Genomic DNA, 12,236 nt, shown 5'->3' with positions numbered 1-12,236 from the left:
CCTATCCCCTGTGTGCCTTGCCTCCCACGACTATCCAAAGTACCTAAATCTCGTATAACTTCGTATAATGTATGCTATACGAAGTTATTACGGTATCGAGAACCGCGTTGAGGAACTGGTCACCGACAGTCTCGACGAGTACGAGATACCCGGAGCAACTGTCGCAGTCGTCAGAGATGGTAAGATCTCGATGACTAGAGGATATGGCGTTGCCGATCGTGAGACCGGGACCCCCGTGGAGGCGACGACGCCCTTCCGGGTTGGATCGGTCTCGAAACCCGTCGTCTGGACGACGATCGCTCGGCTCGCAAACGATGGCAAGGTGGACTTGGAAACGCCAGTTTCGGAGTATCTCGAGGACGACTTGGTTAACTGGGAAGACTCAGTTACGCTTGCGAATCTGGCGACACACACTGGCGGTTTTGAGTCGACCAACCGCGGGACATGGTACGCGGATCCGGCCGATATCCGCTCCCTTCGGTCACATCTCGCGCCGATGCCGGCACAGGTTCGAGCGCCCGGTACCCTCGGATCGTACTCGAATCACGGAGCTGCGCTCGCCGGACAGGTGCTTGCGTCGGTTGCCGGCGATCCGTTTCCAGCCGTGATGGACGATGAACTGCTCGACCCTACCGGCATGGAGAGGAGTAGTTTTCGCCAGCCACTTTCAGACGAACTCTACTCCGCTCACGCGACCGGGCACGATGGTGGACTCGACGCCAAATTTGCTGGCCTCGGTATCTCACCCGCGGGGGCTCTTTCAGCCAGCGCAGCTGACATGGCCCGATTCATACAGCTTCAGGTGAACAGCGGGGTTGTTGATGGCGAGCGGGTACTCAACACTGAGGTCATCGATCTCATTCAGCGTCAATGGTTCACTCACCACGAAGAACTCGCAGGAACGACGTTGGGATTCATTGAGCGACACGATGCTGACGTTCGCGTGATCGGCCACAACGGCGGAACGCCGACGTTCCACAGCAACCTGATCCTCGTTCCAGAAGCTGGGTTTGGACTCTTTATCTCATTCAACAGCGCGAACGCCACGGCCCCCAGAGAGTCGATCCCAGAGACAATACTCGATGAGTATTTCTCAGGGGACGACACCGTAGTGCCGGAAACCACAGGACTCCCGACACGCGCGAACGAGTTGCCGGGAACATACCGGTCGCTCAAAGTCGGCGAGACGACACACGACAGTCTTGTCACGACGCTACAGGCACCGACGACAGAGATACGAATCGCCGAGGGCGGTGCGCTGCTCACGGGCGACGAGGAAGACCCGTCGCGGTGGGTCGAAGTTGAGCCATTGGTGTTTCAGAACGAAGATACGGGGAGAAGAATTGCGTTCGGCACGACTGACGGGTCGGTTACACACCTGTTTATTTCTGGATCGGTCACAGCCCAAGAACGCATCGAGTGGAATGAGTCAGTACCGACACACCTCCTGTTCTTCGGTGTCTCGCTGGTCGGACTGGCGTCTGGGCACACGTACTGGTCGCCGTCCCGTGAAGACGGAGAAACTCGTCGGGAGTGGGCTGCGTCACTTCGTGAGGATCGGGAGAGCATGTCGAAAGCTGCCGTTTATGCTGGGAGTACAGCGTTTCTTGCGTTTGTGACTATGACGATGTTCTATCTCTCATTCGATACGTTCGGGTTCCTCTCTGATCCATCTGTCCTCTACCGGATGCTGTTCGTCCTCCCGTGTTTCGGTGCGGTAGTCGGGGTTATCTCAGTCGGACTCGTAGTGGATCGGTGGCGGTCAGGTGACTGGTCGTTGGTGAAGTGCGTCCATTATGCGCTTGTCGCCGGTGCCCTAGTCGCCATGACGGCGTTTCTTCGGTACTGGAATCTCCTCTTGCCACCCTAATTGATGCGAACAGGGGTGAACGTCCGGTGCGAGGCTTTCAGTCGGATTGAAGATTGTAGCTCAGCTGAGGCGCAACAAGTATTGTAGCCACAGCGAGGATACCGAGGAACACCCAGTCCGGAAGATTGGTCACCACCCTAAGAGCCTGTAGGGATCCGATTATCAACAGAATCGCACCGATAACTACTGAGATGTTCCCGATGAGACTCGCAATTACGGGTGCCGTTTCGTCATCTGCCGCCACAAGGCTAGTTGCCTCACTGATGAGCCACGTCCATCGTCGATATTTGATGAGGTATCCAACAAGGAGAAGAACCCCACCAACGAGCACGTTCTCACTGCCCGGTGTTAGGAGGGCCATACAGACGTTTACCCCCCACTGATTACTAAATCCCCGATCTATACTGAACGGACCCGGGAGACCAACCAGTAACGACACTCTTCTAACGAGGTTTGTCTTTTTGCGCCAGCGATGGGTGCAGGCGCAGTTCAGAACGCACCGCGCCTGCAGATATACCGATGAAAGACCCAGAGACAACGACGGTCTTCGCAGGCCTCGATGGACGTACCGACAGCAAACTCCCAGAGTGGTATGCTGAACGGCACGGCGGTCCCGAGCCAGTTAGTTTCAGTAAAGCCGTTCGCAATCTTCCACAAGCAATCGACACTGCAGTCGCGTACCGTAACCCATTCACCGATGAGTGGGTCAAAACGAATCGATTCAACGCACTCGTCGAGCCGTCGCGGTTACAGGCAGAAGCAAACGACAACCAAGAGATCGACTCGTTATTTCACATCCCGACGGACAGCTACGCGATTATCAACCCGGTCGATGTCTACGGCCCCTTAGAGGAGGTCCTCCGCGAGGAGACCATCGACGGAACGCCGCTAGGCGACGTGATGTTTGGTGAGATTCGGCGCTACCGGGGCGGTGGCGAGGTTCACATGGACATCATGTTCGACGGCCTCGAAGTGCGTCTCCCCGGCCGGTCGGACCCGATCACGATGGGCGTCACGTCGGGCTACGACTTCTTCGGCGAGCACGCCGTCTACGTGGAGGGGTTCGCTCAGGACGGATATTGTTCCAACACAATGCGCTCGCTCACCGACAAGGAGGTCATCAAGCACGTCGGCGACGTCCGAAACTTCCGGACCTGGTGGGAGGAGCTCCTCGCACAGGTCGAGCTCGTCGCCGACGACCTCTTCGAGTTCATCCGGGACGCCCAGGACATCGAGCTCGACTTCTCAGAGCTCCCGTTCACCGTCACAGAGTTCTACACGCTGCTGGGGTTCCCGGACTACCTGGCCGAGCGCGCGGCCGGCGATGCAGAAGCAAACGCGATGTCACCCTTCGAGATCGATATGTGGACGCTGCATTCCGGCGCGACGTACGCACTCACCCACTTCTTCCAGGGCAAGGAGGGCGCATCCCTCGATCAGTACGTCCGGATCGCCAACGACATCTTGTTCAACCCGGAGGGCACTATCGAGCGCGTCGAGCAGGCCTACGAGGAGCAGTTGGAGGCCGACAGCGACGACGGATCGCAAGCATCCCTCGCCGGCGAGCGCGCACTCGCGAGCATCGAGCGGGTCAGTGACGACCTACAGGAGAAGGTCGACCAGTTCGAGGAGCGTGAGGATACACTCCGCGAGCGGTTCCAAGACGCGATGGCCTGAGGCCGCGATGACGGGGTAGACGTCTAGTCTGTTTTTCTCTCCCTCAAGGGGTGGAGGGCAATAGAGATGGAGAACTCCGCGGACAGCAATGGGAGTGATGACGCATTCCCTCCCGAGAAGCGCCTCGAAGCACCGAATTACCGATTGATCAAGGCCGGGATTGCGACGATCTCAGATATGGAGACACTCCGTGAGTGCGTCGCGTACGAGAACGCCCACCAGAACCGGACACAGATTTTGCGTCGGCTCCAGTGGAAAGCCGAAGAGTTGCGTGAGAGTGAGGGATAGCGGGCTGTCTTAACCAACGTTTGAAGCCATCTACCACCCTGTGTTGGTTAACATCGAGTAGATCCCGTTTTTGGGACCCCAGAAGGGGCGCGGGGCAGCCACCAGCGGCCTCGCGAGCCCAGTCATGTCCCCCGATCTGAGTGTAAGCACTAGCACAGATAGCGAAATCGCTACCGCCAGACAAGTAGATAGAGTTGCGTTCCTTCATCGCGCCCCGTTCGTACTTGACGGGTTAGCCCTCGGGTTTCTGCCCGGGTTTCGGGAGGACTGTGGATATCAGGCAGATCAATATCTAGATCTCGATATTCCCGTCGGAATGCTCGACAACGACTTCCGGAACCCTGATCTGGACCGATTCGTCGATCGCTTCTTCGAGTACGAGCCACAGGTCGGGGTCATCGGCGATATCTACGAACGCGACGATGTCGACGCCCACGTCGCCGCTGCTCGCGGGATTCAGGCTAGCTACCCAGAGACCGATCTCATCATCGTCCCAAAGTCCCGAGCGGTTATCGACGCGATTCCGGAAGACCTCGTCCTTGGCTACTCACGAGGCTATGCTGACCGCTTGGCGCACGAATTCTCCGACCCGGCCGACTGGCGCGGTCGACGCGTCCACATCCTTGGCGGGAGCCCGCCCAAGCAACTCGAGGTCATCCGCCAGCTGACCCGACCAACGCTCTCTGCCGATCCACCAGCCGATATCGTTGGCCTCGACTGGAACGGGCTCCATCGCGGCGCACAGTTCGGCGAGTTCTGGACGGCCAACGGCTGGGACGACAGCGGTCGCGACGCCGACCACGTCACCATTCGGAAGACGGTACGACATAGCCTCGCCCGAATCCGTGAGTTTTGGAAGTCCCACGGGATCTGGCCCGAGTCGACACCCCAAGACGAAGGGGTACACATCGAGTACGAAGGGCCAACCCCGGCCGATCTCGGGCACGCCGCCTGTACAGAGTGCGGAACGAACGTCTGGCGAACTCGCCACGGTCCGTACGTCGCCGAGTACGATACCGGCGCAATCTGTGGATACTGCAGCTACGAGTGCTACTTCCGTCACCGTCACCGGAACAATCTAGAGGAAATCGCCGGCGAACGAAGCGTCTACATCCCGCCGGCGTAACGCAGCGTGCTGTTTTTCGAGCCCCGAGAGAGGGCGGAGGCTCGTTCGTGAGTCTTCAACCAGAGGTGATCCACAGTGAGTCAACAACAGCGTGCGGAAAACGTCTCCATCGACGACATCCCGGTCGATATCGCCATCACGCAATCAGACACCGTCGAACCCGACGATGTCCCCGAGGAAATCGAGTCTATCACCCGTGGGCTCGCCAGCGAGCACCCGCCGACGAATCCACTGGTCGTGCTGAAAGCGGCTCGGTGGTGGTACATTCACGGCAAGGGCGGCACGGATCCCGCCTTCCAGTGGGCCATCGAGTGGGCGCGGCACCTTGCGACCGACACGCCTAGCGACGTCGAGCGGTTCGACGAGTTCCTCAAGTACCTCGTCACGGTTGGCTTCGCGGACGAACATCACGAACTCCGCTAACCGACAGACTCGGTTTTTGAACGCCCCTGAGGGGTGCGGCGCGGTCTGAACAGACGCAGTCACCGTGAACTTGATTCGGTGAACACAATGGCTACGACTAGTGACTCGTCGGTCTCCTTCGAGGAGACCGACACGCGAGACAACGAGATGAACAGTGCGATTGAACAGTGGATCGATGAGCTTGTCGCCGGCGTCGGCGACGCGCAGGCTAGCGAGGAGTTCCAGGAGTGGCTCGACGTCCAGAGTCGCTTCCACGACTACTCCTACCGAAACACGCTCCTCATCAAGCAGCAGTGCCCCAAGGCGACTCGCGTCGCGGGCTACCGGACGTGGCAGGAGGAGTTTGACCGACACGTCCAGGAAGGCGAGTCGGCCATCTGGATCTGGGCCCCGATCATCACGAAGCAGTGCCCAGAGTGCGAAAACTCACCGGGCTACCACAAGGACAGCGACTGTAACTACGACGAGACGCCGCCCGAAGAGTGGTCCGAGGGCCTAGTTGGGTTCAAGCCCGCGCCGGTGTTCGACGTCTCCCAGACCGAGGGGGAACCGCTTCCCGACCTCGGCACGGAGGCGACTGGAGACGCTGGCGACCTCGTCACTCGGCTGACGGACGCTGCTGACGAGATCGGCGTGACGGTTCGAATCGTTCCTGCCAACGAGTGGACCCACGGTGAGGCGAAGGGCATCTGCGAGCAGCTGAGTCTCATCGACGTCCAGCCGCGTGTCGAGGTGCGTGATCGGGAGAATGAGGCCGACCTTGCGCGGACGCTGGTTCACGAGTACGCGCACACCCTGCTCCACTTCGACGTCGACGACGACACCGAGCGGGCGAAACGCGAAGTCGAGGCCGAAGCCGTCGCGTACGTCGTTGGGCGGTACTGCGGGCTCGACACCAGCGGCTCGGCGTTCTACCTCGCAACCTGGGAGTCAGACGATCCCGAGGTTGTTCGCGAGCGACTCGGTCGAATTAGTCGGACAGCAGAGGAGCTCATCGACGTGCTCGAAGAGCCGCCCGCTTGCTAAACTGGTTAACCAACTGATTGCCGGTATTACTCTCGTTCGTTGGTTAACTTCTCTGTGCCCGGCGAGGGGCGGAGGCGCATTCTCACCCTCATCAAGAGCGTCTTAACTTCTGGCAAGGGCGTATTCCACGGGGCGCAGAGAGCCACATATAACGGTGAGGAGAGATAGGTACCGACACATTGTCGTTAGTGACCACAGCTGTGTGATGGTTACTGACGACTCACAGTCAAGCACCCGCCCGAAAGAAGTACTTCCACTCCGCTCACCCGAAGTATAAGCCACAGAATCTCTAATCCTGAGCTGAGGGAGCAAAGCTGAGTCGGTCTCACCGACCGAATCAGCTCCAAAATAGTGTCACACGCTCCCTCTCCCCCAGAAAAGAGCTTCCGGTCTCGTGAGAATGACCCCCAATAATCCAGAGACGGTCCGTGGCACCTGCTCGTTCTGCGGCGAGACAGTTACTGATCGACACGCGATAATCGAGTATGAAACAGCTAGCGGTGAACCGGGCGTGTGGGCTGAATGCCCCAGCTGTGGCGAAATCGTTGATCCCATCAATGGTAAGTAAACAGTTCATCCAGCAGATTGTCAGGCTCGAGCCGTCATCGAAAACACTCTACGAATGCCGTCAGTGTGGATACAGCGTTGAGAAGGATGTCGAGGAATGTCCACAGTGTGCCGCTCACGAGATTGCGGCCTACGATCTTGAGTAATCGCTGAAGCGCTCACAGTCGGCGGAGCGGGTTCAATGCCTTATGTATCGACCGAGCGCTAAAGAGGGTCCAATTGTTACATAAGGTATGGAACAGCCGTCACCACCCACCTCGCTCCCGAAGTATCTCGCGGAGGGACTCCCGAAACAGGATACGGAAACACTCCGAGAGGTACAGCGCTACATCGAGGCGCTCATCAAGTACCGCGACCAGTCGGTTGCCGCCGAGGAGCTTCCTGAGACAGCCGAGCCCGTCGACGAGCCCGATAATACGGAGAAAGGAACGGTCGTCAAAGAGAAGGTCACCTGTGGCGACGACAGCTGTAAGTGCGCCAGCGGAAATCCCGCAGATATGCACGGCCCGTATCTCTATCGCTACTATCGTGAGAATGGGACGATGAAATCAGAGTACGTCGGCAAGCCACGCAGTGAGTAAGCGTGAGTCGAGACAGCCAGAACTTCGACGACGCCGGCCCTACAGATAGTTCCCAGTAAACCGACGTTACAGCGCCCGTGAATCCTGTTCGACGATGCTGGCAAACGCGACGTTCTCTTGGACCTGCTCGATCTCGACCGTCGGCTCATCACCGGGTTGTCCGCCGGGGACAATCACGACGTAGCCGCGTTCAACCTTCGCGATGCCATCGCCTTGATCACCGGTTGTCTCGATTGTTACGTCGCGAACCTCGCCTTTATTTACGGGAGGATCGTCCGATGTCGGAGTTGTTTCTTGAGCAGCCGATTGGTGTTGCTCTTGCTGAATCTTCTGGCCTGTCGAGGAGTCTGACGCCAAGGTCGCGATACGGTACGTTTCACCGGCAGCAAGCGCGTCGTGTTCGGTTTCACTCGCCGGAACGTCCACGACATACGACCCATCACGTTTTTCGAGTTGAGCGCTGAATACAGAGCGAAGCGAATCAGGAATTTCGATCATCAAGTATCACGAGCGTAAGCTATCCAAAGTACCTAAATCTCGCGTTTTACAGTGCTCTGAGATGGTGACCTAGTGTGTGCTGAAGAGAACGCGCGTATCTCAAACAGAAGCTTCTCGAAAAACTAGCAGGTCGGGGTAGTCAATACAGAGGAAGTACTGCTCAGGCTGATGCTGACTGTCGTACCTTGTGAACCAGAATCCCAAACGTGAGGAGAAACATCACAAGGAGAGAAACCTCGTAAGGCGTGTTTGGAATAGAGAGCCCTCCATTAATAACTCCAAGAAGAATCCAACCGACACATAGAAAGAGAAGAGAGATCTCCTCCTTCCAGCGTTTTAATATACAGACTATTTTCATATGATAATTCAATTCCTGTACTCCAATAAATACTCGCACTCACTGGTTTTTGACACCCATTAGTGGGTTATCATTCAATTCGCAGCTCTCATCGACCGGCTGTTTCGGGCAAGAATATATCTGAAAAAGAGGATTTCAACAGAGCCTTGCGTCCAAATGTTGGTCTCATTGGAGGAGATCCACCTCGTATTCAGCCGCCAGCTCCTGGAACTCGGACCACTCGGGGAGATGGCTGTCTTCGATCTCGCCGTGTGTCTCAAGGTACTGAAGTAGGGCATCAATCTCGTCTTCGAGTCCGTACTTCGCTGCTTGCTCGCAAAGATCGTCTTCGTTAACGTCGACGTGGCTGAGTAGGAGGAGACAGTACGAGCGGTGCCGACTGCCGTCGTCGATCAACAGCGTGTGACAGCAGAGCTCCGCCGGCGAGACCACATCGGGTTCCCCATCGTAAAAGTAGTAACGATGGCCAGTGAGCAGGAACCGGAGGTTGAAGGCCGCGAATCGAGCGAGGCCGGTTTCGTGGAACTCGTCTGCGTTGATCTCCATCTCGGCTTGAGCGAGGAATTCGTCGTAGTTTTCCCAGAGAATCGTCCCCTTCTGGGCGACGACTTCGAGGCGGTGACGATGGAGATGGTGCGCGAGTTCACGGGCGAACTCGTAGAGGCGGTCGAAGTCGGCGTTGAACTCATAGCGGCCGGCGTCCGTCCCGACGAGACCACGGTCGCAAAATCGCTTGAGGACGCGGTTGACCGTATTACGATAGTTGTCGCTCCGGTCGGCGATCTCGGCGACGGTTCGCGGCTGGTCGAGGTAGTACAGCACCTCAAGGGCCTTGCCGGTCAACAGCTCGGGGAACTCGATGTGGGAGTGCTGGCGGACGAGATCCTGATAGCGTTCGACGGCGCGAGCATCCGACGGGACAACTCGTTTTCGCCGCCCGTCGCGCTCCGTGTAGACGAGCCCCTTCTCGACGAGGTCGCTGACGGTACGGGAGAGGTAGCTCTCGCTGTGGTCGAGCTTCGTCGCGAGTTCGGAGATCGTGTCGCCGCGGTCGACTGTGGCGAGGACCTCGAGTTCGATACGGCGGAGCACGGTGTAACATAGTACGAAATTGCTTTATAAAGAAGTTTCGAGTAGTGTTACAAATAGCAGGTGCAGAAACCACTCCGACTGTCTTAACCAACAAAACTATTCGTTATCGGGCTGTGTTGGTTAACACGAGAGCAGCCGATGTCCGACGAACCCCCGACTCCACCCGCGACCCTGACGACGGAGATTGTCAACACGCTCAACGAGTCGGAGCCGGAGCGGCTCCGGGAGATTGCGACGTACGCCGAAGCACTCGCCGACCACAAGGAACGTGAAGCCCGACTCAAGGAGTCGGCTGACGAGGAACCAGTAGAGGAGCGACCAGACGACCTTCCGGACGACGTCCCTGCCAAGGCAACGATCACGATCAAGGAGATCAACGACAATCGCTACTACTACTGGCAGTGGCGGGATGGAGAGAAGATTCGCTCACAGTACAAAGGGCCGGTTAACCCGGACGAGTAAAACTTGAGGAGGGAAGACACCCACCCCACGTTTCCGTCGTATCGAGAAATACACTCGTGACCAGGGGTGTACGGAGCCCCTGAACGTGAGCTAGGCCAAATCCTCCAGCCGGCTGTCCCGAAGTACGGATTTCAACACGATACCAGTATCCTGCACCAGTCGATGCTCAAGATAACTGCCTTCACCCCGGCCACCACCAGTTCGAGTTGATTCTGCGACGCCGAGGAACGCCTGCTCTTTCAACAGCTCATAGACACGGTGCTCGCTGAGCGTCTTCGCATCAGCCTTCTCTGTCGCCGCTTTATATCGTTCGTAAACGTTGTTAGTCGAAAATCCGTCCTTGTTTGGATTCTCTTCGGTGAGCAGCGCGAGTGAATAGAGGATAAACTTGACTTGGGTCGTCGACCCACGTAGCAGCTCCTCGAACCGATCGATTTCCGCCCATTCCTGAGCATCGCGGACGTGTTCCTCAACGACCGTGTCGACGTTTTCTCGCTCGGCAAGCTCGCCGGCATGACGAAGGATCTCGATAGCCTTCCTGGCGTCACCGTGTTCCTGGGCAGCGAGTGCCGCCGTCAGCGGGATCACGTCATCTGAGAGAACGCTATCGTGGAACGCGTCCCGACGGTGTTTCATAATCTCGCGCAGCTGATTCGCGTCGTAGGGTTGGAAGACGAATTCTTCCTCGCGAAGACTGGACTTGACGCGTTCGTTCAGCTGGTCACGATACTCGATCTTGTTGCTGACGGCGATGACGCCCAGGTGGCAATCAGCTTTCCCCGATTCGCGAGCCCGCGACAGTTGCATGAGGATATCGTCGTCGTCGAGGCGGTCCACCTCGTCGAGGATGATGATGACTGATTCGTAGGCCGTATCCAGAATTTCCCAGAGATAGTCGTAGTATTCACCGCTGCCAATCCCTGCGCGTGGAATATCGAAGTCGGTCTCCTCCGTCTCGTTGAGTGACCGCGTCACTGTCCTAGCAACACGCGTCTGTGTGTTGTGCTGTGCGCAGTCAACGTAAACCGTGCCGACGGACACCCCGTTCGACTCCGCAGCTCGGCGAGCTCGTTCGGTGACGTGACGGGCAACCAGTGACTTCCCCGTTCCCGTTTTGCCGTAAATAATCACGTTGTTGGGCGGATCACCACGGACGATCGGCCTGAGTTCAGCAGCAACCGCCTTGATCTCGCCATCCCGGCCAACGATACGTCCACTTTCAGGGACGTGACCCACCTTCAGCAGCTCCTTTCGAGCGAAAATGTTGGCTCGGTCGGGATCATCTTCATCAAAGTCAAAGAGGGGATCGTCGGCGGGATCCTCGTAGCGGCCGTCGAAGTCAGAGAGTTGGGACGGTTCCTCAGCCATCAATATCAGACATCGCGAGAGGAACCTACTTAATGATTTGGCTACCTCGACAAGAGTGTAAATCGGGCTATTGTCGTCTTCTGATGTTTTGTCTCTACCGTATCAGCCTCACAAGAGTCGAGTCAGTCCCGAGTGAAATCGGATTCTGAGCGATAGCTACCAGCGTAGCCCGGCACCCCTAATCCAGAGTGAAAACGCCGGACTCAAGCGGGTTTGCCACACCCCTGATCAAGAGTGAATAGCCCTTCACCTAGTGAGCCGAGAACTTCCTCAAAACACACCCTTCGTCCAGAGTGTAATTTGGACGCGGTAATTAATCATTTCCCTGAGAGAACACGATAAAAAACGAGTGTCTGACGCACAGCAGACACCCCTCGTCCAGAGTGAAACGCCGGTCGTGATGAATGAGTGTCGAATCTGATCGTCAATTAGTAGAGACGAGAGTGTGTCGGCACCCCCAATTAAGAGTGAATAGCGTGATTCCATCGAATGTTCCCACAACGAGGACTACATCTCCAAGCGAACCAACGCGGAGCGCGCAATCAGTTCGCTCGGAATCTGGATTCCTGATTCCGGGGTACCGAGGTAGAACAGGAACTCGCTTCCCAAAAGGACGCTGTGCTGGGAGATGAATCATCAAGACGTCGATTGTTCTCTTAACGTCTCACAATCCACGAATGACAGGATCGAACCCACACACCCCTCGTCCAGAGTGAAAAGCATCAAGAGTGTCCCGATTTCCCAGCCGAAAACTGTTGGACAGAATAGGAGGAAACCACTGAAATTACAGGACGTGAGACAGCTACTCTAACAAGCCGGTGATTACACAGCCGACGATCTTCCAAACATGCCAATTTACATAGTATTACCTAGAACCTTTATTACTACCTGCTGCTTACC

At 57.0% G+C, this 12,236-nt stretch carries 14 protein-coding genes; 9 read left to right on the top strand and 5 right to left on the bottom strand.

The genetic code is table 11. The features are described from left to right. Positions 1–1,907: 1,907 nt before the first annotated feature. Complete coding sequence (locus BN903_RS06040) at positions 1,908–2,231, bottom strand: hypothetical protein (RefSeq protein ID WP_048076875.1); 324 nt, start codon at positions 2,229–2,231, stop codon at positions 1,908–1,910. 158 nt (positions 2,232–2,389) lie between these two features. On the opposite strand from BN903_RS06040, the gene BN903_RS06035 reads away from it, so the two are divergent. The 8 genes from BN903_RS06035 (at position 2,390) to BN903_RS06005 (ending at position 7,558) form a co-directional block, all read left to right on the top strand. Continuing rightward, positions 2,390–3,547 carry a hypothetical protein gene (locus tag BN903_RS06035; RefSeq protein WP_048076874.1) on the top strand — a complete coding sequence of 386 codons (1,158 nt, stop codon included), beginning with the start codon at positions 2,390–2,392 and terminating at the stop codon, positions 3,545–3,547. A 66-nt stretch (positions 3,548–3,613) separates the two neighbouring features. Continuing rightward, complete coding sequence (locus BN903_RS06030; protein ID WP_048076873.1) at positions 3,614–3,835, top strand: hypothetical protein; 222 nt, start codon at positions 3,614–3,616, stop codon at positions 3,833–3,835. A gap of 124 nt (positions 3,836–3,959) precedes the next feature. Next, a complete protein-coding gene (locus tag BN903_RS06025; protein ID WP_048076872.1) occupies positions 3,960–4,961 on the top strand; it encodes a DUF6610 family protein in 1,002 nt (333 codons plus the stop codon). Between the two features lie 75 nt (positions 4,962–5,036). After that, the gene (locus BN903_RS06020) at positions 5,037–5,384 is read left to right on the top strand and encodes a hypothetical protein (RefSeq protein WP_048076871.1); all 348 of its coding nucleotides are present in this window, start codon (positions 5,037–5,039) and stop codon (positions 5,382–5,384) included. 87 nt (positions 5,385–5,471) lie between these two features. Then, complete coding sequence (locus BN903_RS06015; RefSeq protein ID WP_048076870.1) at positions 5,472–6,410, top strand: ArdC-like ssDNA-binding domain-containing protein; 939 nt, start codon at positions 5,472–5,474, stop codon at positions 6,408–6,410. A gap of 400 nt (positions 6,411–6,810) precedes the next feature. Further along, positions 6,811–6,978 carry a hypothetical protein gene (locus BN903_RS17265; RefSeq protein ID WP_195155731.1) on the top strand — a complete coding sequence of 56 codons (168 nt, stop codon included), beginning with the start codon at positions 6,811–6,813 and terminating at the stop codon, positions 6,976–6,978. Next, the gene (locus BN903_RS17260) at positions 6,968–7,123 is read left to right on the top strand and encodes a hypothetical protein (protein ID WP_195155730.1); all 156 of its coding nucleotides are present in this window, start codon (positions 6,968–6,970) and stop codon (positions 7,121–7,123) included. Before BN903_RS17265 ends, BN903_RS17260 begins: the two co-directional genes overlap by 11 nt. An 87-nt stretch (positions 7,124–7,210) precedes the next feature. Further along, positions 7,211–7,558 (top strand): DUF6788 family protein, encoded by a 348-nt coding sequence (locus BN903_RS06005; protein WP_048076868.1) that lies wholly within the window; start codon positions 7,211–7,213, stop codon positions 7,556–7,558. Between the two features lie 66 nt (positions 7,559–7,624). Here the strand turns inward: BN903_RS06005 and BN903_RS06000 are convergent, their stop codons facing one another. The 3 genes from BN903_RS06000 to BN903_RS05995 all read right to left on the bottom strand — a co-directional run bounded on the left by BN903_RS06000 (position 7,625) and on the right by BN903_RS05995 (position 9,506). Next, complete coding sequence (locus BN903_RS06000; protein ID WP_048076867.1) at positions 7,625–8,056, bottom strand: TRAM domain-containing protein; 432 nt, start codon at positions 8,054–8,056, stop codon at positions 7,625–7,627. 160 nt (positions 8,057–8,216) lie between these two features. Then, positions 8,217–8,414: a hypothetical protein gene (locus BN903_RS17255; protein WP_195155729.1), complete on the bottom strand. Its 198-nt coding sequence runs from the start codon at positions 8,412–8,414 to the stop codon at positions 8,217–8,219. Between the two features lie 165 nt (positions 8,415–8,579). Beyond that, entirely contained in the window at positions 8,580–9,506 is a 927-nt protein-coding gene (locus BN903_RS05995; RefSeq protein WP_048076866.1) for a MarR family transcriptional regulator, read from the bottom strand. 138 nt (positions 9,507–9,644) lie between these two features. Here BN903_RS05995 and BN903_RS05990 point away from each other — a divergent pair, with 138 nt between their 5' ends. After that, positions 9,645–9,968 (top strand): hypothetical protein, encoded by a 324-nt coding sequence (locus BN903_RS05990; RefSeq protein ID WP_048076865.1) that lies wholly within the window; start codon positions 9,645–9,647, stop codon positions 9,966–9,968. 90 nt (positions 9,969–10,058) lie between these two features. Here BN903_RS05990 and BN903_RS05985 read toward each other — a convergent pair whose 3' ends face one another. Further along, positions 10,059–11,336, bottom strand: a complete 1,278-nt coding sequence (locus BN903_RS05985) for a Cdc6/Cdc18 family protein (RefSeq protein ID WP_048076864.1) — start codon at positions 11,334–11,336, stop codon at positions 10,059–10,061. Between the last annotated feature and the right edge of the window lie 900 nt (positions 11,337–12,236).

It is taken from the genome of Halorubrum sp. AJ67, assembly GCF_000513435.1.
This window is presented reverse-complemented; position numbering and strand designations above follow the sequence as displayed.

Bases quoted from the DNA above. Each gene is read 5' to 3' on its own strand.
- BN903_RS06030 (WP_048076873.1), top strand. From the start codon at position 3,614: ATGGAGAACTCCGCGGACAGCAATGGGAGTGATGACGCATTCCCTCCC.
- BN903_RS05985 (WP_048076864.1), bottom strand. From the start codon at position 11,336: ATGGCTGAGGAACCGTCCCAACTCTCTGACTTCGACGGCCGCTACGAG.
- BN903_RS06040 (WP_048076875.1), bottom strand. From the start codon at position 2,231: ATGGCCCTCCTAACACCGGGCAGTGAGAACGTGCTCGTTGGTGGGGTT.
- BN903_RS05990 (WP_048076865.1), top strand. From the start codon at position 9,645: ATGTCCGACGAACCCCCGACTCCACCCGCGACCCTGACGACGGAGATT.
- BN903_RS06025 (WP_048076872.1), top strand. From the start codon at position 3,960: ATGTCCCCCGATCTGAGTGTAAGCACTAGCACAGATAGCGAAATCGCT.
- BN903_RS17260 (WP_195155730.1), top strand. From the start codon at position 6,968: ATGGTAAGTAAACAGTTCATCCAGCAGATTGTCAGGCTCGAGCCGTCA.
- BN903_RS17265 (WP_195155731.1), top strand. From the start codon at position 6,811: ATGACCCCCAATAATCCAGAGACGGTCCGTGGCACCTGCTCGTTCTGC.
- BN903_RS06005 (WP_048076868.1), top strand. From the start codon at position 7,211: ATGGAACAGCCGTCACCACCCACCTCGCTCCCGAAGTATCTCGCGGAG.
- BN903_RS06000 (WP_048076867.1), bottom strand. From the start codon at position 8,056: ATGATCGAAATTCCTGATTCGCTTCGCTCTGTATTCAGCGCTCAACTC.
- BN903_RS06035 (WP_048076874.1), top strand. From the start codon at position 2,390: ATGAAAGACCCAGAGACAACGACGGTCTTCGCAGGCCTCGATGGACGT.
- BN903_RS06015 (WP_048076870.1), top strand. From the start codon at position 5,472: ATGGCTACGACTAGTGACTCGTCGGTCTCCTTCGAGGAGACCGACACG.
- BN903_RS17255 (WP_195155729.1), bottom strand. From the start codon at position 8,414: ATGAAAATAGTCTGTATATTAAAACGCTGGAAGGAGGAGATCTCTCTT.